This window comes from Candidatus Pelagibacter sp. Uisw_113, assembly GCF_047717815.1.
Lineage (GTDB): Bacteria > Pseudomonadota > Alphaproteobacteria > Pelagibacterales > Pelagibacteraceae > Pelagibacter.
On record NZ_CP159809.1, the window covers coordinates 1,064,121 to 1,086,064 of the forward strand.

The following is a 21,944-nucleotide window of genomic DNA, read 5'->3' on the forward strand; positions in this document are numbered from 1 at the left end:
TAGTCCATGGAGTTTAAAAAAATCCAATTAAATGGATTTAAATCATTTGCTGAAAAAACAAATTTTCTAATAGAGCATGGCTTAACTGGCATCGTTGGTCCTAACGGTTGTGGGAAATCTAATATTGTAGAATCCTTAAGATGGGTTATGGGTGAAACCTCAGCTAAGAGTATGCGTGGTTCAGGTATGGAAGATGTTATTTTTAATGGTACATCTAATAAGTCTTCTAAAAATATAGCAGAAGTTTCAATAAGTGTAGATAACGCAAGTCATGATGGTCCAATGCAATATAAAGATTTAGAACATATAGAGGTTAGAAGAAAGATTGAAAAAGATAAGGGTTCAAAATTTTACATAAACGACAAAGAAGTTAGAGCTAGGGATGCTCAAATGTTTTTCGCAGATTTATCTACAGGCGCTCATTCACCATCAATGATTAGTCAGGGACGTATTGGAGCCTTAGTTACTGCTAAGCCTACAGACAGACGTGCAATTTTAGAAGAAGCAGCTAATATTTCAGGATTGCATGTTAGAAGACATGAAGCTGAACTTAGATTAAATGCCGCAGAAGCAAATTTAAAAAGAGCTGATGAATTAAGAAGACAACAAGAAAAACAACTAGTAAATCTTCAGAAACAAGCCGAAGAAGCAACGAAATACAAACTTATATCTGAAGAAATAAAAAAAATTGAAGCAGGGTTATATTATCTAAAATTATTAGACATTGATAATGAAATTAGAATAGAAAATGAAATCAACAATGAAGCTGAGGGAGAAGTGAGCAGCTTCAATCAACAAATTTCTCAGTTTGAAAGTTTAATTAAAACTGAAACAGATAAAGTTTCTCCATTAAGAGAAAAAAATATTGAGAACCTTTCAAGAATACAACGATTGAACTTAGAATTACAAAGTCTAGATGAGGAAAATGTAAGAACACAAGATGAGATAGAAAATTTTAAAAAATCTCTAAAAACAATCGAAGAGGATATTGATAGAGAGAAAGGTATTGTAATAGATGCAAATTCAAATGAAAAAAGATTAAAAGAAGAAAAAAGTGAATTAATAGAAATAGACTCTAAATATTTTGAAACAGAAAAATTATCAAACGAAGACCTTGAGAAGTCAAAAAACCAACTTAATGAAGAGCAAAAAGCTGTAGATGAAATTATTGAAATATTTGCTAATGGCAACATAAATATCAGTATTGACCCAATTAAAGACGTCATTAATACAATCGAAAAAATTAAAGAATTAATAAACAGTAATGAAGCTAACCAAGCTCTTACATTGCTGGATAGAACTAAAATGGAATTAAATAATTTCTTAAATAATTTAGCTAATGACGAAAGTAAAAGTAAATTAACTGATATTGATGAAAAAAATAGCAATATAAAATTACTTCAAGAAAAATATGCAGATAGTTTTAGTAAAAACCAATCAATTAAAAAAGAGTCTATAAAAAGAAATGAAAGAATCAAAGCTATAGAATCAGAAGTTGAAAGTTGGAAAAACTTACTTTCAAACTCACAAAAGATGGTAACAGAATTAACTGAAAGAAAAAATAAATTATTATCACAATTAAATGAACGTGACCAACAACCCAAGGCTCAAGCAGAAAAAAAAGGTCAAGCTACAGAGGGTCTGAGAATTTCACAAAATGAAAAAATTGAGAATGAAAAAATTATAGAAGAAACAGATAAAAAGATAAACTCTTTAAGACTTGAGTTAAATGATGTTCAAGAAAGATCTATTCAAATAAGAGAAAGAAAAGCAAGCTCAGGAGCTACTGTTGAAGGTTTAAAAAAACGTAAAGAAGATCTGTTAGAAAGGGTTAGCTCTGAACTTAATCTTGAAGAAAATGATATTCTAGAAAATTCTAATTTAAATGGTGTTGTAGAGTTACCCAATTCTGTTGATCAAGAAGAAGCTCTTGATGAAAAAAAAAGAGAAAGAGAAAAATTGGGATCAGTCAACCTTAGAGCAGATGAAGAAACCAGCAAATATGAAATTGAAATTAAAAAAATGGAGCAAGATAGAGAAGATCTTGTGTCTGCTATTATAAAATTAAAAGAAAGTATTAATGAATTAAATCAAAAAGGAAGAGAAAGATTGTTAGAAGCTTTTGAAAAAGTTAATAGAAAATTTAATGAAGTTTATACAAAACTATTTAATGGTGGAAATGCAAAGCTAGAATTAGTAGACTCTGATGACCCACTTGAAGCTGGTTTAGAAATGTTGGTAAGTCCTCCTGGTAAAAGACTTCAGTCTATAACCTTATTATCTGGTGGTGAACAAGCTTTAACAGCCTTGTCTCTTATTTTTGCTGTGTTCCTTACTAATCCATCCCCAATTTGTGTTTTAGATGAAGTTGATGCTCCACTAGATGATGCTAACGTAACAAGATTTTGTGGACTTCTTGATGATTTAACTAAAATAACTAACACTAAATTTATTATTGTAACTCACCACGCTCTAACTATGTCAAAAATGAATAGACTTTATGGGGTAACTATGCCTGAAAAGGGTATTAGCCAACTAGTAGCTGTTGATTTACAAAAAGCTGAGAGTATGGTTGCTTAATACATAAATGCCAAAAGATAGCCTTAAAACTCGCTTGGAGATTGCAAAAACTAAACTTTCGAAGAAAAATCTCTATAAAAATGAAGAGGCACCCTCTTCTATTGGAACTGCCTTTAAATTAAGTACAGAATTAGTGTCTGCAGTGGCAGTTGGGACAATTATAGGGTTTATTTTAGACAAGACCTTTGGTACTAAGCCCTGGTTAATATTAATATTTTTTTTTGTAGGTGTTGTTGCTGGAATTATAAACGTATTCAGATCTGCAAAAAATATGCAAAAATAGACTTAAAAAATTATGGCTACAAACCCAATGAACCAATTCGAAGTTTATAGAATTGGACCAGAAATTAAATTAGGGGCAATAGATATTTCTTTCACAAACGCAAGTTTGTTTATGGTGATTAGTTCACTTGCAATCTTATTGGTTTTTAATTTAGGGTCAAAAAAAAACTCTTTACTACCAAGCAAGATGCAACTTCTTTCTGAATTAAGTTATACTTTTGTTTCTAAAATGATTAGTGATACCGCAGGATCAAAAGCAAAACCCTACTTTGCGTTTATCTTCTCTATATTTATGTTTGTACTATTTTGCAATATGTTTGGGATGATCCCTTACGCCTTTACAGTAACTAGCCATATCATTGTTACTTTTATTTTAGCTTCATTTATTTTTGTAGGTGTAACAATTATTGGATTTATGAAACATGGATTAGGATATTTAAAATTATTTGTACCTAGCGGAGTGCCTGCTGTACTATTGCCGCTAATAGTTGTTATAGAAATAATTTCTTACTTAAGTAGACCGGTTAGTCTTTCAGTTCGTTTATTTGCAAACATGATGGCTGGTCATACTATGATGAAAGTTTTCGGAGGCTTTGTAATAAGCCTTGGAATAGTTGGTGGATGGCTTCCACTGAGTTTTTCGGTTGCATTAACTGGCTTGGAAATACTAGTTGCTTTTCTTCAAGCATATGTTTTTGCAATCTTAACCTGCATCTACTTAAATGATGCATTAAATTTACACCATTAACTAACATAAGGAGGATATAATGGAATTAGAAGCAGCAAAAATGATCGGAGCAGGACTAGCAGCAATAGCTCTAGCCGGTGCCGGTGTTGGAATTGGAATTATTTTTGGTAATTACCTTTCTGGCGCAATGAGAAACCCATCTGCAGCCCAAAAACAATTTCCTAATCTTTTATTAGGTTTTGCTTTAGCTGAAGCAACTGGCCTATTTGGATTAGTTGTAGCGTTAATTATTTTATTTGCATTTTAAATTTAATGATTAAAAAAATATTTTTTCAGTCGATATTTTTAAGCTTCCTGTTTTTTATGGAAGCTTTTGCAGCTGAAAGCGGTGGAATGCCTCAATTAAATCCTGAGTTTTGGGTTTCTCAAATTTTTTGGTTAATTATTACTTTTGGAATTTTATATGTTGTTTTATCTAAACTTATACTTCCAAAAATAAGTGCCAACCTAGAAACTAGAAAATCTCAAATTTTAGAAAATATTGAGGCTGCAGAGAAGAAAAGAGAAGAAAGTGAACAAAAAATTGAAGAATACGAAAAGATAGTACACGACAGCAAAAATGAGGCAAAAAACCACTTTAAACAAGCTAGAGAAAAAGTGTTGAAAGATATTGGTGTAAAAAAAGAAGCACTAGATAAAGAAATTGATGAAGAGGTTAATAAAGCAGAGATTGAGATAAAAACTTTTAGAAATAATGCACCAGAAAAAATCAGGAAGATTGCTGAAGAAACTTCTTCGGACTTGCTGCAGCAACTAATAGGAGCCGAAGTTAACAGTAGTAGTATTTCTGCAATTGTAGAAGATCTTTCAAGAAAAAAAATGGATGAATATTATGGTAATTGATGCAACTTTTTGGGTAGCTATATCCTTTTTAATATTTATAGGAGCTTTAGTTTATTTGAAAATACCCCAAAAAATTAATGAACTTTTAAATAAGCTTATCCTTGATATTAAAAATGAAATAGATGAAAGCGAAAGGCTAAGACAAGAAGCAAAGGTCTTGCTAGATAGTGCTCAAAATAAACTTGATACCGCACAAACAGTAAGCAATGATATTTTGCAACAAGCTAAAAAAGATAGTGATCACCTTATAATTGAAATGAATGATAAATTTCACAAATCTTCAGAAATTAAAAAGAATTTAGCAGAAAATAAAATTTCACAAATGAAAGAAGCTGCACTTAAAGAAATAAAAGATGTTTCAATTAAAATTGCTGTTGATTCAGTTAAAAAAATTATTAATACTTCTGTTGATAAATCAAAGCTTGATGGTCTTTTTGAAAAGAACCTTGAAGAAACAAAAATAGCTTTAAAAAAAATAAGCTAATAATTACCTTACAATTTTTTAAAAAAACTATAAATTAACTCAATGAAATCTATTGTCATTGGTTCTGGATTTGGTGGTATAGCTGCAGCACTAAGATTAAGAGCCAAAAATCATAAAGTAACTTTAATTGAAAAACACCCTGACTTGGGTGGAAGAGCTAGAGTGTTTAAAAAAAATGGTTTTACTTTTGACGCTGGGCCAACAGTAATTACTGCACCATATCTAATTGAAGAGCTTTTCACTTTATTTAATAAAAAGTCTCAAGATTATATAAAGCTAACTCCTTTGAAAACTTGGTATAGGTTTATTTATGAAGATGGAGGTGTATTTGATTACTCTGGTGATGAAGATCAAATGAAAAAACAAATTGAAGAAATAAATAAAGATGATGTTAAGGGTTATGAGCAGCTTGTAAAATTCACAAAAAAAATATTTGATAAAGGCTTTACAGAACTGGCTGACGTTCCATTTGATAAACCTCTTGTGATGATGAAACAATTGCCCTCTTTACTAAAACTTAAAAGCTATAAATCAGTTTATTCATTAGTTTCTTCATATATAAAAAATGAAAAATTAAGACGTATGTTAAGTATGCATCCTCTATTAGTTGGCGGAAACCCCTTTACTACAACATCAATATACGGATTAATTCTATATCTCGAAAAAAAATGGGGCATACATTATTCAATGGGTGGAACTGGGAACATAATCAATGGCTTAGAAAAATTAATGATTGAACAAGAAATTGAATTAATCAAAGGACATGAAGTAACAGAAATAATTTCAAATAATGGAAAAATTAGTGGAGTAAAATTAGATAATCAAAAAGAAATATATTCAAATAATGTAATATGTAATGCTGATCCTCCTGCTGTATATGAAAAACTACTAAGCCTAAATAAAACAAGCTCTCTATTTAAATGGAAACAAAATCGAATGCAGTATTCTATGGGTCTATTCGTTTACTATTTTGGAACAAAAAAAACATACCCAGATGTTGAGCATCACACAATCAAATTTGGTGATAAATATAAAGAACACCTGAGTGATATTTTTGATAATAAAAAATTAAATGATGACATAAGCTATTACCTTCATAGACCATCAGCTACAGACAAATCAATGGCACCTGAAGGAAATGATTGTTTTTATGTTCTTGTGCCCGTCCCAAACAATCAATCCAAAATTGATTGGAAAATTGAAGGTGAAAAAATGAAGAATTTAGTAATAGATAAAATGGAAGAAGCATTACTTCCTAATCTTAGAGAGAATATTATTGAAGATTTCTATTTAACGCCAGATTATTTTGAAAATGAATTGAATACTAAATTTGGATCAGGTTTTTCGATCCAACCCAAATTTACACAATCTGCATATTTTAGATTTCACAATAAATCAGAAATTTATGATGGTTTGTATTTTGTTGGGGCAGGAACACATCCTGGTGCAGGTGTTCCTGGTGTGCTATCCTCAGCAAAAGTTCTAGATAAGATTATATAATGTCTAATAAAAATTACCTGTCTATTTACGCAAAGTCATTTAATTGGGCTGGTTTCTTTTTACCAAAAAAAACCTATCAAAAGTGTTCGTCTTTATATGATTTTTGTAGAACTGTAGATAATATTGCAGATGACAATGACGAATTAGATATTAAAAAAAAAAATCTATTAGTTTTTAAAAATGATTTTCTTAATAAAAACTATAATAATAAAATAATTAAGAATATGTGGGATCTTATGGATCATCATTTAATTTCAGTAAAAATTATTGAAGACTTATTTGATGGTGTTGAATCAGATTTAATTAAAAAAGTTCAATTAAATAATAAAAAAGATTTACTAATTTATTCTTACAGAGTTGCTGGCACAGTAGGCTTGATGATGGCGAAAATTTTAAATGTTAAAGGTGACAATTCAATGAAAGCTGCCATAGATTTAGGCATTGCAATGCAATTAACAAATATATCCAGAGATGTTGTAGAAGACTCAAAGATTAATAGATTTTATATTAAGAATGATTTTGAGACAATAAGCGACACATTAGCTTTAGCTGATTTATTCTATAAAAGTTCTTTTATAGCAATAAAGGAAATACCCTTTAAGTTTAGATTTGCAATACTTATAGCTAGAAGGGTTTATAAAAAAATAGGTGATAAAATTTTAAGAACAAGGAATATAGAGAATTATAATAAAGCAGGTAAGATTTATGTCAATAGTATTGCAAAAATCTATCAGACCATTCTTTCTGTATTTGACTTAGCAACACTTTTTTTAACAAAACAAAAAAGTGGTTATATGAATAATGAACACTTTTTAATTAGTGAGGAAATAGATTTAAATGAAAGAATTTGACTATATAATTATTGGTGGTGGTTGTGCTGGGCTATCTTTGGCATACGAATTAGAAACTCATAATAAACTTAAAGATAAAACATTAGCAATTATTGAGCCTAGATTAGATTACAAGAGGGATAAAACTTGGTCTTTCTGGAAAACAACAAGCCATAATTTTGAAGATTGTGTAAAAAAGAGTTGGGATAATTTTTCTATAAATATATCGAATAAAACTAAATTTTTAGAATGTAATAAGCTACCTTATCAATCAATTGATAGTGGACTATTCTATAAAAAAATTAACTCTACACTGAAGCAGAATCATAATATCAAATTTTATAAAAATATTAATGAGGTAAAATTAAATAACTCCTTAATTTTTAATAGTGTTCCATCAATAGATTCTAAAGAAAATAAACTTTGGCAACACTTTAAAGGTATTGAGATTGAGACTGCTAATGATGTTTTTGATGAAAAAATTATGAATTTAATGGACTTTGATTGCCCACAACGTAACAGTGTTCATTTCTTTTACACATTGCCTTATAGCAAAAATAAGGCTTTAGTTGAAACCACCTGGCTATCTAAAATGAATAATGATCTAGAAATGGATTATGATGAGCAATTAAAAGATTACATTGAAAATCATTTAAATATTAAAAATTACAAAATTAATTATAAAGAAAATGGTGCTGTACCACTATTTTATCCATCAAATATTAATGAAAAAAATAAAATAAATATTGGCACTGCAGGACACATGACAAGATTAAGTACTGGGTATACTTTTCTGAATATCCAAGACCACAGCAGATATTTAAGGGAAAATATCAATAATATTGATAAAATTAGAAGATATGAAATTAAAAAAAAATATCAGTTTCTAGATAAAATATTTTTAAGAGTTTTAAGCAATCATGCTAAACAAATGCCCAATATATTTTTCAAAATATTTGATAACTCTCCTGAAACTGTAATTAAATTTCTATCTAATAAGAGTAATATTTTTCAAGATTTATTAATAATTCTTAAAATGCCTAAATGGTTATTTATTAAAGCCCTTTTAAAATAAAATGTATAGTCTGATAAATAAAATTAATTTCTATCATTCAATTATCTTTTTTGTTTTTTCATGTTTTATTGCGTTGATTGTTAATCGATTCGAAAACTTAATCATTTCTCCAGTGGTGTGTTTATTTTTTATTCTTTCAATCGGAATTTCACATGGTGCACTAGATAATAAAAAAGGTAAAAAACTTAGCCAGTTATATAATATAAAAAAATCTTATTTTTTTTATTTGATATATTCCCTTATTGGGATTGGTATCATTATATTTTGGTTATTTTTTCCAACTGTGTCTCTTATATTATTTTTAGTTGTTGCTTCATATCATTTTGGCAAAGAAGATACTGAATTTTTGATAAGTAATAAAAATGTATCCAATCTAATTCTTTATTTCTTAAAAGGTTCTCTAATAATCGTTGCACCACTAATGTTTCACTTTATTGAAACTATTAATATTTTTAAATTACTTTTAATAGAAAATGAAAAGTTTTATTTATTCTTAAACTTTATTGAAGATAACAGTATATTACTTTTTGCTTTATCTATTTCTTTACTTTCTAGTATTTATTACTTTTTTAAAGATTTTAAAATTATGAATATTTTGATATTTTTAGATTTTCTTTCTATTATTGTTCTGAATTATTTTTTAACTCCACTAATTGCCTTTACAGTATACTTTTGCTTCCTACATTCATTCCGACATTCAATTTCGTTGATAGCAGAGCTTAATGAAAAAAGTTTTAAAATTGGTGCTATAACATTTATTAAAAAAGCTATGCCACTTACAGTTTTAACTGCGATTTTATATGTCATAAGTTTATATTTCCTTTCTAATTTCTATCAATTAAATGATGCAATATTAAAAGTTATATTTATTGGTTTGGCGTCTTTAACCTTTCCTCATATATTGCTTGAGTATCTTTTAGAAAAAAATGAAAAATAAAGAAATTAAAGTATTGTTATCTGCTCCAAGAGGTTTTTGTGCTGGGGTAGAAAGAGCAATAGAAATAGTTAAAAAAAGTATTAAAAAATATGGTGCACCAGTTTATGTGCGACATGAAATAGTACACAATAAACATGTAGTGGATAGTCTTAAGGCAATAGGTGCAATTTTCGTTGAAGAGTTAGAGGAGATTAAAGATAAAACTAGACCAGTAATTTTTTCTGCACACGGAGTACCAAAATCGGTACCTCTAGAAGCTGATAGCTATAAAATGGAATATATAGATGCTACTTGCCCTCTTGTCTCAAAAGTTCATAGAGAGGCAGAAAATCTTCACAAAGCTGGTTACCATATTGTTCTTATAGGACATAACAATCATCCAGAAGTTGTTGGTACTATGGGACAATTACCAGAAGATTCGATTGATTTAATTCAAGATGAGCATGATGTTGAATTATATGAATTAGATAATAATAAAAAAATTGCATATGTTACTCAAACAACTCTGTCTGTTGATGACACTAAAAATATAATAAAAGCTCTTAAAAAAAAATTCCCACAGATTAAAGAACCATTTAAGGAAGATATTTGCTATGCAACTACTAATCGTCAATCAGCTGTTAAAAATATTGCCAAAAAATGTGATATGTTTTTTGTTTTAGGAAGTAGAAATTCCTCAAATTCAGTTCGTTTAGTTGAGGTGGCAGAACAAGCTGGCTGCCGACATGCCGAGCTAATTCATTCAGAGAGTGTAATTCCTTTTGACAAAATACAAAATTGTAAAATAATTGGTGTTTCATCTGGCGCATCAGCACCTGAAGTTTTAGTTGAAAATTTTATTAATGAATTGAAAGAAAATTTTAAAATAAAAATTGAGGAAGTTGAAATTATCAAAGAAAATATTTTTTTTAAAGTTCCTGCAAAATTAAATTAGATGGCTGTATACACTAAAATAAATAGTAAAGACCTTCAATCAATAAGTGGAGATTACAAATTAGGAAAAATAATCAAATCTGAAGGAATTAAAAAAGGAATAGAAAATACAAACTACTTATTAAAAACAAATAAAAAAAAATTTATTTTAACAATTTTTGAAAAAAGAGTTCAGAAAAAAGATTTACCTTTTTTTATGAACTTAATGGACAAACTAAATCAAAAAAAAATTATTTGTCCAAAACCATTAAAGAATAATGATGGTAAGCACTTAAGTAGAATTCAAAATAAACCCTCTAGTATTGTGACTTTTTTAAAGGGAAAAGATAAGGTCACTCTTAATTATAAAAATTGTTTTGATATTGGAAAAAATATTGCAAAATTTCACAAAGTTGGAACTAAAATAAAGCTATATAGACAGAACTCTATGTCTATTAATGAATTAGGTAGCTTATTAAAAAGTATAAAATTTAAGTCTAATAAAATAGCTCCAAAACTAAAACCCACTCTTAATGTATGCTTAAAAGATATTAAAAATCAATGGCCAAAAAATTTACCAAGTGGAATTATTCATGGAGATTTATTTATAGATAATATCTTCTTTAATAAAAATAAATTTTCTGGATTTATTGATTTTTATTTTTCAAGTAATGATTTTCTGATGTATGAGATTGCAATTTGTATAAATGCTTTATGTTTTGATAAAAAAAAAAATTCTTTCGTAATGAATAATAAAAAAATTAAATACTTAATTGATGGATATGAAACTATAAGAACTATTTCAAAAAGAGAGAAAGACTCATTAAATATATTATGTAGAGGGGCAGCTTTAAGATACCTACTAACTAGAATTTATGATTATTTTAATACTCCTAAAACTGCACTAATTCAGATCAAAGAACCTAACGAATATTTTCAAAAACTAATTATCCATAACAATCTGAATGACTACAAAGATTATTATAAATAATGATAAAAATTTATACTGATGGTTCTTGTTTAAAAAACCCTGGAAATGGTGGTTGGGCTGCAATCATCAATATTAATGATGAAATTAAAAAAATTAGTGGAAGCGTTAAAGACACAACTAATAATAAGATGGAGCTAATGGCTCCAATTAAAGCGCTTCAGGAAATAAAAGAACAGCAACCTATTGAAATTTATACAGACTCCCAATACGTGAAATTAGGTATTACTGATTGGGTGCATAAATGGATTAAAAACAATTGGTTAACTTCTAAAAAGGAACCAGTAAAAAATAAAGAACTTTGGACTCAGCTTTATGAATTAAATCAATCTCATGAAATTAAATGGATATGGGTTAAGGCTCATGCTGGAAATATTCTAAATGAAGAAGTTGATTTATTAGCTAAACAAGCTGCCGAATTAAACTAAATTTAAAAAATTTTGGGCAGCCGAAACTTCACATGCACCAGCATCTTCTTCTTCTTGTAATTTAATTACTTTAAGATTGTTTATTAACATTGTGTATCTATTTGATCTTACACCTAAGCCTCGGGCACTTTTATCAACATCAGCACCAATTGCTTTCGTAAAACTCAAAAATGGATCAGCCATCATCAAAACTTTATCTTCAACATTTTGGCTCTTGCCCCAAGCTTCCATTACAAATGGATCATTTACTGAGATACAGACTATTAAATCTACACCTTTTGCTTGGTATTTATCATGGCTATCAACGTATCCAGGCAAATGTTTGGCTGAACAAACTGATGTGTAAGCACCAGGTAAACCAAATAAAACTACCTTCTTATCCTTAAAAAACTCAAAAGTATTTTTCTTAACAGGATTTCCATCTTCCATAATAAAAAATTCAGAATTAGGGATTGTTTCATTTTCTTTTAATTTCATTATATTTTTTCCTTAATGTATTGTTGAGTTTTACTTAGATTATTTGAAACAATATCATAATTTTCTTTTTCATCCATAACATACTTTAGTTCATCAGGTAAGTCAGGTTTGATCCCAATTGATTTTTCTATAGCCTCAGGAAACTTGCATGGATGTGCGGTAGCTAAAACAATATTATTGCCTTCTAAATTTACTTTATTTAAAGATCCAAATCCTATTGCACTATGAGGATCCAGTATAATGTTATATTTTATGTGAACTTCTTTAATAGTATCTAAAATCTCTTTTTCACTCATACTTGCTGATAAGAAATCTTTATTTATTTTTTCCATTTTATCTTTTGAAATAATATATTTATTTTTTTTTTTAATTCCATGCATGATTGTACTAGTTTCATTATCATCACAATCATTTAAATCATAAATTAACCTTTCAAAATTACTAGCTATTTGAATATCCATACTTGGTGAGTTGGTTTCAGACACACTTTCCGCCTCATAGTTTCCATTGGAAATTGCTCTATGCAAAATATCATTTTTATTAGTTGCAACTATAAATTTGTTTATTGGTAAACCCATTTTTTTTGATAGATAGCCAGCATATACATCTCCAAAATTTCCTGTCGGTACTGAAAAATTAATAGGTCTTTTGTCTTGTGTTTGAAAGTATGTATAAAAATAGTATACAGCTTGCGCAATAATTCTTGCCCAATTTATTGAATTTACTCCAGACATATTTATTGAGTTAGAAAATTCTTTATCTGCAAACATTGATTTAACTAAATTTTGACAATCATCAAAATTACCTTCAATCGCTATATTAAAGACATTCTTTTCTTTGACTGTCGACATTAGTTTTCTTTGAACGAGTGAAACTTTTTCATGAGGGTGAAGAACAAATATATTTATATTCTTTTTTCCCTTAATCGCATCTATTGCAGCAGCACCTGTATCCCCAGATGTTGCAACCACAACGTTTATATTTTTATTATTTTTTTTTAAATAATGCTCATAGAAATTTCCTAACAATTGCATTGCTATATCTTTAAAGGCTAGTGTCGGGCCATGAAAAAGCTCTAAAACCTTAGTATCACCTAATTTAATTAAATCTACGACGTTATCTTTTCTAAATACAGAATATGATTTATCAACTATGTCTGACAACTCATTTGCTGTCATAAAGTCACCTATAAATGGGTATATTATTTCTTTTGCTAAATTCTGATAACTCAAGTTACTTAATACCTTTATTTGTTCAGCACTGTATTTTTTAACCTCTTTTGGAATAAACAAGCCCCCATCATCTGCAAGCCCTTTAATAAATACTTGCTCAAAGCTATATTCTTTTGAGTTATCCCTGGTGCTTATATACTTCATCTAATTAATTTTTTTTAAAATATAAATATATTAATTGTGAAAAATTGGCTAATAAAAATCTTCTTACAAATATAAACTAGTTAAGAATATAATTGTAAATTAATGACTTATTATCTTTTAACTTTAGAATAATTTATATACCCTTTAATGGTAAAGATATAGGGGGTAAATTGAGTACAATTGGACTAGTTACAATGTATCTAATTATTCAGTTAGTGGTATTTTTTTCTATATTACCAATAGATGTTAATCGAAAAAGAAAATTTTTAATCCCAGCAAATGAGGTAGGAGCACCTGAAAATCCTAAAATTCTTAAAAAGACTTTTTATTCCATTGGTATTACGTCTATTATTTTCACAATAATTTGCTTATTGATGAAATATGAATATTTAGATCTAACAAATATAGTCAGTTAAAAAATATTATACCACGACATTTTGAGTCGAAAAATTTAAATAAGACTATCTATTAAAAGTAATACAAAAATTAAAAATAGATACAAAATTGAGTAGCCAAAGACTTTTTTTGCTTTCTTTAAATTAAATTTATTTTTTTTATATTGATATAAATCAAAGCAAATAAAATTATAATAAATTGTAAGAACAAATGCTGGAATCAAATAGATTAAACCCGAAAAATTAATCCAATATGGAAAAATGATGATGGGTAGCATTAATAAAGAATAAATAAAAATGTATACTTTTGTTTTTTCAATACCATCTGTTAAAGGTAACATTGGAATTTTTGCTTTTTTATAATCATCAGCTTTATATAAGCTCAATGCCCAAAAATGCGAAGGCGTCCAAATAAAAATTATTAAAAATAAAGCTAATGGCTCTAAACTAATTGTATTAGTTGCTATAGTCCACCCGATAACAGGTGGTAATGCACCAGCAGCTCCACCAATAACAATGTTTTGTGGTGTTTTTCTTTTTAGCCATATTGTGTAGACAAAAAGATAAAAAAATATTGTAAATAATAACAAAGATGCTGATAGAAAATTTGAAAAATAATTTAATGCTACAACTGAAATAACTGACAGCAACACTCCAAAAGTAAGTGCTTGGTTTCTATTAATTTTACCAGTGGGAATTGGTCTTAAGCATGTTCTTGTCATGAGTGCATCTAAATCTGATTCGTACCACATATTTAGACATCCAGCCGCTCCCGCACCTAAAGCAACTAAAGTTATGCCTATCATAGCATCAATAATGCCTATATTTGAATTGGAAGTTAAAAGGCCAACGGCGCATGTAAATATAACAAGAGACATTACTCTTGGTTTCATCAATAGATATAAAGATTTAATTAATTCATTAAAATCTAGTGAGACAGTTTTTTTTCTAATCATTTTGGTTAAACGGTTATCAGATATGATGTGCCTATTCTACATTTAATAAAATAAACACTAAAATTGATACCATTCCAATAATAAGAATATGATTTCCTAAATCAAAAATTCCAATTTGTTTATTTTTTTTATCAATAAATCTTCTAGTAAGAGACATATTGTCATATGGATTAATTGTAATTGTGGGGCCTTTGTCTTTTTGCTTCTCTAATTTTAATTCAGTACCAAACCATGTTGCATAAATAAAAAGTAAAAAAAATATTAAAGCTCCAGCAAGTACAGTGTATCCAGTCATAAAGTTTATCCTCCAGTAATAAAATATAATAATCTTGTAAAAACCGTGTATTTTGCTTCTGCTGCCATAAGTCCAATAAAACAAGCTATTGCTGTCATTGGCCACAAAAGAACATTAACTAGGGCATATCGCTCCCAAAATAGGTGCATAAAGAAAGCCATTATTAAACCAGCTTTTAGAAACATAAATATTAAAATTAAGGTCCACCTTAATAACCCCTGAAATGCAAACAAGTCAACCATGTAAGAAAAAAAACTAAGTACAAATAATAATCCCCAAATCCATAAGTAGATTCCTATCTTATGTGTTGAAGCAACGGTTTCTTTGTTTTCTATCTCATCCATAATCTAGTTTACCATAAATAAAAAAAGGCAAATATAAATACCCACACTAAATCAACAAAATGCCAATAAAGACCTAAAATCTCTATTGCAACATAATCCGATTTCATTGTAGTAAAAAATCCCCTTTTACCGTTGTCAAAATCACCTTTAAAAACTTTTCTTGCAAAAATAAAAAGAAAGATCACACCAATTGAAACATGAAATCCATGAAATCCTGTAATCATAAAGAAGTATGAACCAAATTGTTTTGCTCCAAAAGGATTTTCCCAAGGTCTAACACCTTCATGTATTAATTTTGACCATTCAAATACTTGCATTCCAACAAATGTAAGGCCACCAATAGCTGTAGCTAAAATAAGCCATCCACACATTTTTCTATTTTTTTCATAACCATATTTTACTGCAAGAGCCATGGTTCCACTGCTTGTAATTAAAACAAATGTCATTATTGCAATTAATAATAATGGAACAGGTGTGCTGCCTACATGTAGTGAAAAGACTTCACTTGTGTTTGGCCAATCTACTACTGTAGAGGTTCTTCCTTTCATGTACGAAATCAAAAAACAGCTAAACACAAAAGTATCACTCAGTAAAAAAATCCACATCATGACTTTTCCCCACTGAACACCCTTAAACATTGTTTGATCAGAGCCAGTATCTGTGGCCATTCCTTTAAACCCTGGTTTAAGTTCATAGCCTTCAATTTTTACATCAGTCATATTTTTTTCCTAAGTTTTTTCTACCTCTGCATTAATAACTTCACTTGGTGGCGTTATTTGGGTTATGTAATCTTCTTTTGCACCAGGTACATTAAAGTCATAAGGCCATCTATGAACAACTGGTAATTTTTCTCCCCAATTACCATGAGTTGGTGGTACATCAGGGGTTAGCCATTCTAAAGAATTTGCCTGCCAAGGATTTTTGCCTGCTGGTTTTCCAATTTTTAAACTTGTTACAATATTGTAAATAAAAATTAACTGTGAAAAACCGACAATTAAAGCCGCAACGGTTATAAACTCATTCATTCCAACAGCTGAAGTGACATATGGACTATCATACATTTCATAATATCTTCGTGGCACTCCAATAAAACCTAGGTAATGCATTGGAAAATAAATTGAATACGCACCTAAGAATGTAACCCAAAAGTGCCACTTACCTAATTTTTCACTTAACATTCTTCCAGTAACCAAGGGAAACCAATGATAAACTGCACCCATAATTACCATAAGTGGGGCTATGCCCATGACCATATGAAAATGAGCTATTACAAAATAAGTATCAGATAGTGGAATATCTACTGCAACATTCCCCAAAAAAATTCCAGTAATTCCTCCATTTACAAAGGTCACAATAAAACCTAAGCAAAAAAGCATTACTGTGTTCATTCTAATGTTTGCTCTAAATAGTGTTATTATCCAGTTATAAACTTTCAATGCAGTTGGCACTGCAATAATAAGTGTAGTTGTTGCAAAGAAAAAACCGAACCAAGGGTTCATTCCACTAACATACATATGGTGAGCCCAAACAAAGAAACTTAAAGCTCCTATACCAACAATAGCCCAAACCATCATTCTATATCCAAAGATATTTTTTCTAGCATGAACAGATATTAAATCTGAAACTATTCCAAAAGCAGGAAGAGCCACAATATAAACTTCGGGGTGGCCAAAAAACCAAAACAAGTGTTGAAAAAGAACAGGGCTTCCTCCTCCATAACTTAGCACTTCTCCAGCTTGAAGAATGGCTGGCATAAAAAAACTAGTCCCAAGCATCTTATCTAGAGTCATCATAATACAACTGACCAATAATGCTGGAAAAGCTAACATAGCCAAAGCTGTTGCGGTAAAAATTCCCCATATCGTTAGAGGCATTCTCATTAATGTCATCCCTCTAGTACGAGCTTGTAAAATTGTAATTATGTAATTTAATCCACCCATAGTAAATCCAATTACAAATAACGATAAAGAAATAAGCATTAAGGTAATTCCCATATTGGAACCAGGAGTACCTGGCAAAATAGCTTGAGGTGGATAGAGCGTCCATCCTGCACCTGTTGGTCCACCAGGAACAAAAAAGCTAGCCATGAGAACACACACTGCGATAAAAAACATCCAGAAACTAACCATGTTTACATATGGAAAAACCATATCTCTCGCTCCAACCATTAAAGGAATTAAATAATTTCCAAAACCTCCTAAAAATAATGCTGTTAAAAAATAAACAACCATTATCATGCCGTGCATAGTTACAAATTGATAATAATGTTCTGCTGTGATGAATGGAACTAGATCTGGATAACCCAATTGTAAACGCATCAACCAAGAAAGTATTAGACCGACTATTCCTGTAAACACGGCAGTAAGAAAATATTGAATACCAATAACTTTAGCATCCTGACAGAAAATCCATTTAGTAATAAAACTATGCCCATGATAAAGATCCTGTTCAGGAATTTCTGCAGGTCTTACATAATCAATGTCTTTTGATGAAGTGCCAGAAGAGCCAGACATGGTTTCTGAAGACTGTGCTTCAAGAGGTGTATTCTGTTGGTTATATTCGTCTGACATAATTCTCCTTTACATTATTTAATCATCATTTTTAGCAAGTAGAGTTGTTTTTAATTTATTATTTTCTTGTTTAGCAATTAAATCTGAAAAAGTTTCCTGTTCCTTAATCCAGTTTTTATAATTGCCTTCACTTTCAACTATAACTTTTGCCCTCATAGCATAATGGCCCACTCCACAATATTCAGCACACAACACTTCGTATTCTCCTATTTTGTTTGGCTCAAACCAATAATAAGAAATGATTCCAGGTATAGCATCCATTTTTGCTCTAAATTGTGGAACATAATAATTGTGCAAAACATCTAGTGACCTTAATAAAATTTTCACTGGTCTATCTGTTTTTAGGTGAAGCACATCGTCTTGAATTAAAATATCATCTTTTCCATATGGGTCATCTAAGTTTATTCCAAAAGGATTGTCATCACTAATTTTTTCAACTTGAGCTGTGCCTAATATTCCATCTTCACCTGGTAATCTATATTGCCATCCCCATTGCCATGCATTCACTTCAACTTGCAGTGCATTTTTTGGAGTATTGATATAATTATTATAAACAATTAGACCCGGTGCTAGAAGAGCAATAACTCCAACAGTAGTTGCAATAGTTAATATTTTTTCTAATTTATGATCTTCTGGTTTGTATTCAACTTTTCTGCCTTCTTTATAGGAAAATTTTAGTATGCAATAAACCATGAACAAACAAACTAAAATAAATACACCGCCACCAATCCAGAAAGTTAAATTAATTGTATCATCCATTGCCCCCCAGTTTGAGGCTATGTCTGTCCACCACCATGGAGTATATATATGGAACAGAACTGAACCAACAATTACCCCTAAAAATATAATTCCCGGGTGCATATTTGTCTCTCTCTTAGATAACAGTAATTGAAATAAATTTCCGAATCCATAGAAAAATATATTAATAAATGAGTAAATAAGGCTTTATAGTGAATTAAATTATGCTTGATAAATTTAGTCTCTTTGTAGTTGTGCTGGTTTTAGTTTTTTGCTTTTATCTTGTAATTTCTCTGGGAGCAGGAGTTTTTTCAAAAAAAGAAAAGAAACCAGAAATACAAAAATATTTAAAATCTGTTAATATTTTATTAATTTTTATAATTGTTGTTGGGGCTATTTTAACGTTGTTTCTTTAAAGCATTTAACCAAGTAGTGCTCGACACCAAGCAATAACTGTATCATTAAAAACATACATAATTAAAAAAAATACACACCAAACAATTAATAAAAAAGCCCAATAAAGAGATAGTGCATCTATACTTTTTTGTTCTTTTATAATTTCTTCTTTTTTAAGTTTATTAACTTTGGAAAAAACTTTCCCCCAAAAAAATAATCCTCCTAAAAGATGTAAACCATGAAGTGCAGTAAAAATATAAAACGATGAAAAATAATTATTTGTAGAAACATAGTTTCCATTTTTCATTAATTGAAACCAAAAAAGGATCTGCCCAAATAAAAAAGCGTAGCTTAAAAAGCCAACTATAAGCAAATTCCTTTTAATTTTTTCAAAATTATTTTTTTTTAAATCATTTGTGATTTTATTAAAAAAATAAGCAACATATAATAAAATTAAAGTGTTTAACCATAATAAATTAGGTTTCAATAGATACTCTGTATCTTGAGTCACTGGAATGCTATAAAGGTATCCTGTAACAACTAAAGTAAATAATACAGTACTTACACCAAAGATAACAATAACGGCTGATGTCTGCAACGATATATCAAAAGTTTTACCTTGATGACGGTTATCACTTTCCATCTGTTCTTTTTCCCAAGGCTTATCAGACAATGTTCCAAAAAGTTTTTTAATAAATTTAGACATAATTATAATATATAATATATTAATTCATAAAATATGAAATTAAAGACCTCAATAACTATACTGGGTGGCTGTTTGTTAATTTTTTTATTTATTATGTTGCCTATTGTATTATCGATACAAGAAAAGAAAGAAGATATTGTAGCCTCATATACCGGATCTGCATTTACTTTAACAGATGTAAATAATGAGCCCATAACAGAAAAATCTTTTCAAGGACCGTTAACTGCAATTTTTTTTGGTTTTACAAATTGTCCCGATATATGTCCAATGACACTATCTAATCTAGATCAGGTTATCGAAAAATTAGATGATAGTGAGAAAAAAAATTTGAAAGTTTTTTTTGTAAGTATTGATCCTGAAAGAGACAATCCTCAAATAATTAAGGATTACTTGAATTCATTTAAAAATAAGATCTATGGAATAACTGGAGATCCACAAAAAGTATTTTTGCTTTCAAAATCATGGGGTGTTTTAAGTGAAAAAATCTTTAATGAAGACGGTAGTTATTTAATCAATCATAGTTCTTCAATACTTTTATTAGATAAAGGAAAGTATATTGATCGAATTAGTCATCATGAAAATTTGGACAATATTTTTAAAATAATTAAGAATTATTTGTAAGCTTGTAAAAATTAATATGTATTTTTTCTCACATATAAATAAAATAAAAAAATTGACAGTGCTAAAGAAAACCAAGTAATAGCATACTTTTTGTGGCTATTTGAAATATTTACAGTAATAATTTTTGGTTTTGGTAATTCTAAATTATTATTTAAGTAAATTACAAATGGTGAAAATTTTTTATTTGTATATTGAAAAATATCATCCCTATCTAAAGTAAACCAGTAATTATCATTAATATCATTAACTGGCTTAAACCTGTTAGCCTTAGATTGTTTTCTTAACGTCCCTAAAATAGTTTTATGATCAAAAATATCAATTTCTTTAGTATTTTTTTTATCAAAAGGTATCCATCCTCTATTTAATAAAAAGTTTTTATTATTAATTATAATTGGATTAAGAACATTAAATCCTGGTGCACCTTTTTCATTTAAACTATATAAATAAATTTGTTTATCAAAATCTATAACCCCTGAAGTTTTGATTTTTAGATAGTCCTCAGGAACATTGGTCATTAAATCAACAGGTTCTTTCTTCAAAGAAATATCAATTTTATTTAATAATTCATTTTTCCAATCTAATCTTACTAGTTGCCAGCTACCTAAGGCTATAAATATAGATATAAAAAAGAATACAAAAATTGAAAATAAAAGTTTATTTCTCAAGGTTAACTATTAACTTCCCCAAATATAGATTGAAGCAAATAGGAATAGCCATACTACATCAACAAAATGCCAGTACCACGCAGCAGCCTCAAAGCCGAAAAACTCACCTTTTTTGTAATGACCAGTCTTGCCTCTCCACCAACATACAGCTAAAAATATAGTTCCTACAATGACGTGAAACCCATGAAAACCTGTTGCCATATAAAACACAGCACCATATATATTTCCTGAAAAATCAAAACTTGCATGATGGTATTCATAAATCTGCAATAAAGAAAAGCTAAAACCTAAAATAACTGTCATTGCCAAACCTTGCACAAAACTTTCTCTATCACCTTCTTCTAAAGCATGATGCGCCCAGGTAACTGTAGTTCCTGATAATAGTAGAATTAATGTATTGATAAGTGGGATATCCCATGGGTCAAAAGTTACTATGTCTTTTGGAGGCCAAACATTGCCCATGAGTTCTGTGGGAAATAAACTTGCATTAAAATAAGCCCAAAACCACGCAACAAAAAACATTACTTCGGAGGCGATAAAAAGAGTCATTCCATATCTAAGGTGAATTTTAACAACTGGTGTATGATGATTATGATCAACCGACTCTATGATTACATCTCTAAACCACATGTATACTCCATAAAATAAAAGAGCAAAACCCAAATACATTCCCCAGGAAACTTCACTATGCAAATAATAGACAGTCCCTATTGCTAAAAATAAGCTAGAAAATGATACATAAATAGGCCAAGGACTTGGGTCTACTAAGTGATAATCATGTTTTTTTTCTGCTGACAT

The 21,944-nt window shown here is 29.2% G+C and carries 27 protein-coding genes; 16 read left to right on the forward strand and 11 right to left on the reverse strand.

Going from position 1 to position 21,944, the window contains the following annotated elements; translation table 11 throughout:
- The first annotated feature begins 6 nt into the window (after positions 1-6).
- The 13 genes from ABXT39_RS05740 (at position 7) to rnhA (ending at position 11,607) form a co-directional block, all read left to right on the forward strand.
- Positions 7-2,580 carry a chromosome segregation SMC family protein gene (locus tag ABXT39_RS05740; protein ID WP_415294783.1) on the forward strand — a complete coding sequence of 858 codons (2,574 nt, stop codon included), beginning with the start codon at positions 7-9 and terminating at the stop codon, positions 2,578-2,580.
- A gap of 7 nt (positions 2,581-2,587) precedes the next feature.
- Positions 2,588-2,863 (forward strand): AtpZ/AtpI family protein, encoded by a 276-nt coding sequence (locus ABXT39_RS05745; RefSeq protein ID WP_271492225.1) that lies wholly within the window; start codon positions 2,588-2,590, stop codon positions 2,861-2,863.
- Between the two features lie 12 nt (positions 2,864-2,875).
- Positions 2,876-3,610, forward strand: coding sequence for a F0F1 ATP synthase subunit A (locus tag ABXT39_RS05750; RefSeq protein ID WP_018413543.1), 735 nt, complete (start codon positions 2,876-2,878; stop codon positions 3,608-3,610).
- Between the two features lie 19 nt (positions 3,611-3,629).
- Positions 3,630-3,857, forward strand: coding sequence for a F0F1 ATP synthase subunit C (locus ABXT39_RS05755; protein ID WP_006997791.1), 228 nt, complete (start codon positions 3,630-3,632; stop codon positions 3,855-3,857).
- A 56-nt stretch (positions 3,858-3,913) separates the two neighbouring features.
- Positions 3,914-4,453, forward strand: a complete 540-nt coding sequence (locus ABXT39_RS05760; RefSeq protein WP_415294784.1) for a F0F1 ATP synthase subunit B — start codon at positions 3,914-3,916, stop codon at positions 4,451-4,453.
- Positions 4,434-4,937: an ATPase gene (locus ABXT39_RS05765; protein WP_415294785.1), complete on the forward strand. Its 504-nt coding sequence runs from the start codon at positions 4,434-4,436 to the stop codon at positions 4,935-4,937. The genes ABXT39_RS05760 and ABXT39_RS05765 overlap by 20 nt, the downstream gene beginning before the upstream one ends.
- Before the next feature lie 42 nt (positions 4,938-4,979).
- Complete coding sequence (gene crtI / locus ABXT39_RS05770) at positions 4,980-6,437, forward strand: phytoene desaturase family protein (RefSeq protein ID WP_415294786.1); 1,458 nt, start codon at positions 4,980-4,982, stop codon at positions 6,435-6,437.
- Positions 6,437-7,288, forward strand: coding sequence for a phytoene/squalene synthase family protein (locus ABXT39_RS05775; protein ID WP_415294787.1), 852 nt, complete (start codon positions 6,437-6,439; stop codon positions 7,286-7,288). The genes crtI and ABXT39_RS05775 overlap by 1 nt, the downstream gene beginning before the upstream one ends.
- Entirely contained in the window at positions 7,275-8,342 is a 1,068-nt protein-coding gene (locus ABXT39_RS05780; protein WP_415294788.1) for a lycopene cyclase family protein, read from the forward strand. The genes ABXT39_RS05775 and ABXT39_RS05780 overlap by 14 nt, the downstream gene beginning before the upstream one ends.
- Before the next feature lie 115 nt (positions 8,343-8,457).
- Entirely contained in the window at positions 8,458-9,279 is an 822-nt protein-coding gene (locus tag ABXT39_RS05785; RefSeq protein WP_415294789.1) for a Brp/Blh family beta-carotene 15,15'-dioxygenase, read from the forward strand.
- Positions 9,269-10,213 carry a 4-hydroxy-3-methylbut-2-enyl diphosphate reductase gene (gene ispH / locus ABXT39_RS05790; RefSeq protein WP_415294790.1) on the forward strand — a complete coding sequence of 315 codons (945 nt, stop codon included), beginning with the start codon at positions 9,269-9,271 and terminating at the stop codon, positions 10,211-10,213. Before ABXT39_RS05785 ends, ispH begins: the two co-directional genes overlap by 11 nt.
- Positions 10,214-11,182 (forward strand): homoserine kinase, encoded by a 969-nt coding sequence (locus tag ABXT39_RS05795; protein WP_415294791.1) that lies wholly within the window; start codon positions 10,214-10,216, stop codon positions 11,180-11,182.
- On the forward strand, positions 11,182-11,607 hold the full coding sequence (rnhA, locus tag ABXT39_RS05800; protein WP_415278047.1) for a ribonuclease HI: 426 nt from the start codon (positions 11,182-11,184) through the stop codon (positions 11,605-11,607). Before ABXT39_RS05795 ends, rnhA begins: the two co-directional genes overlap by 1 nt.
- Here the strand turns inward: rnhA and ABXT39_RS05805 are convergent.
- Complete coding sequence (locus ABXT39_RS05805) at positions 11,599-12,084, reverse strand: peroxiredoxin (RefSeq protein ID WP_415294792.1); 486 nt, start codon at positions 12,082-12,084, stop codon at positions 11,599-11,601. The genes rnhA and ABXT39_RS05805 overlap by 9 nt on opposite strands.
- Positions 12,084-13,460, reverse strand: a complete 1,377-nt coding sequence (thrC, locus tag ABXT39_RS05810; protein WP_415294793.1) for a threonine synthase — start codon at positions 13,458-13,460, stop codon at positions 12,084-12,086. Before thrC ends, ABXT39_RS05805 begins: the two co-directional genes overlap by 1 nt.
- Before the next feature lie 170 nt (positions 13,461-13,630).
- On the opposite strand from thrC, the gene ABXT39_RS05815 reads away from it, so the two are divergent.
- Complete coding sequence (locus ABXT39_RS05815; RefSeq protein WP_415294794.1) at positions 13,631-13,876, forward strand: DUF1467 family protein; 246 nt, start codon at positions 13,631-13,633, stop codon at positions 13,874-13,876.
- Positions 13,877-13,911: 35 nt separating this feature from the next.
- Here the strand turns inward: ABXT39_RS05815 and cyoE are convergent, their stop codons facing one another.
- From cyoE to ABXT39_RS05845, 6 genes are all read right to left on the reverse strand, one after another.
- Positions 13,912-14,811: a heme o synthase gene (cyoE, locus tag ABXT39_RS05820; RefSeq protein ID WP_415294795.1), complete on the reverse strand. Its 900-nt coding sequence runs from the start codon at positions 14,809-14,811 to the stop codon at positions 13,912-13,914.
- 31 nt (positions 14,812-14,842) lie between these two features.
- The gene (locus ABXT39_RS05825) at positions 14,843-15,106 is read right to left on the reverse strand and encodes a hypothetical protein (RefSeq protein ID WP_415294796.1); all 264 of its coding nucleotides are present in this window, start codon (positions 15,104-15,106) and stop codon (positions 14,843-14,845) included.
- Between the two features lie 5 nt (positions 15,107-15,111).
- Complete coding sequence (locus ABXT39_RS05830; protein WP_415278053.1) at positions 15,112-15,450, reverse strand: cytochrome C oxidase subunit IV family protein; 339 nt, start codon at positions 15,448-15,450, stop codon at positions 15,112-15,114.
- A gap of 8 nt (positions 15,451-15,458) precedes the next feature.
- Positions 15,459-16,169 carry a cytochrome c oxidase subunit 3 gene (locus ABXT39_RS05835; RefSeq protein ID WP_415278054.1) on the reverse strand — a complete coding sequence of 237 codons (711 nt, stop codon included), beginning with the start codon at positions 16,167-16,169 and terminating at the stop codon, positions 15,459-15,461.
- Positions 16,170-16,178: 9 nt separating this feature from the next.
- Positions 16,179-17,963: a cytochrome c oxidase subunit I gene (locus ABXT39_RS05840; RefSeq protein ID WP_415295924.1), complete on the reverse strand. Its 1,785-nt coding sequence runs from the start codon at positions 17,961-17,963 to the stop codon at positions 16,179-16,181.
- A gap of 75 nt (positions 17,964-18,038) precedes the next feature.
- Positions 18,039-18,881, reverse strand: a complete 843-nt coding sequence (locus tag ABXT39_RS05845) for a cytochrome c oxidase subunit II (RefSeq protein WP_415294797.1) — start codon at positions 18,879-18,881, stop codon at positions 18,039-18,041.
- A gap of 101 nt (positions 18,882-18,982) precedes the next feature.
- Between ABXT39_RS05845 and ABXT39_RS05850 the strand changes: the two genes are divergently transcribed.
- On the forward strand, positions 18,983-19,174 hold the full coding sequence (locus ABXT39_RS05850) for a hypothetical protein (protein WP_415284429.1): 192 nt from the start codon (positions 18,983-18,985) through the stop codon (positions 19,172-19,174).
- 5 nt (positions 19,175-19,179) lie between these two features.
- On the opposite strand, the gene ABXT39_RS05855 is transcribed toward ABXT39_RS05850, so the two are convergent.
- Entirely contained in the window at positions 19,180-19,860 is a 681-nt protein-coding gene (locus ABXT39_RS05855) for a cytochrome c oxidase subunit 3 (RefSeq protein WP_415294798.1), read from the reverse strand.
- 33 nt (positions 19,861-19,893) lie between these two features.
- On the opposite strand from ABXT39_RS05855, the gene ABXT39_RS05860 reads away from it, so the two are divergent.
- A complete protein-coding gene (locus ABXT39_RS05860; protein WP_415294799.1) occupies positions 19,894-20,481 on the forward strand; it encodes an SCO family protein in 588 nt (195 codons plus the stop codon).
- An 11-nt stretch (positions 20,482-20,492) separates the two neighbouring features.
- On the opposite strand, the gene ABXT39_RS05865 is transcribed toward ABXT39_RS05860, so the two are convergent.
- Together ABXT39_RS05865 and ABXT39_RS05870 are read right to left on the reverse strand one after the other, a co-directional pair.
- Positions 20,493-21,146: an SURF1 family protein gene (locus tag ABXT39_RS05865; protein ID WP_415294800.1), complete on the reverse strand. Its 654-nt coding sequence runs from the start codon at positions 21,144-21,146 to the stop codon at positions 20,493-20,495.
- Positions 21,147-21,155: 9 nt separating this feature from the next.
- Positions 21,156-21,944, reverse strand: coding sequence for a cytochrome c oxidase subunit 3 (locus tag ABXT39_RS05870; protein WP_415294801.1), 789 nt, complete (start codon positions 21,942-21,944; stop codon positions 21,156-21,158).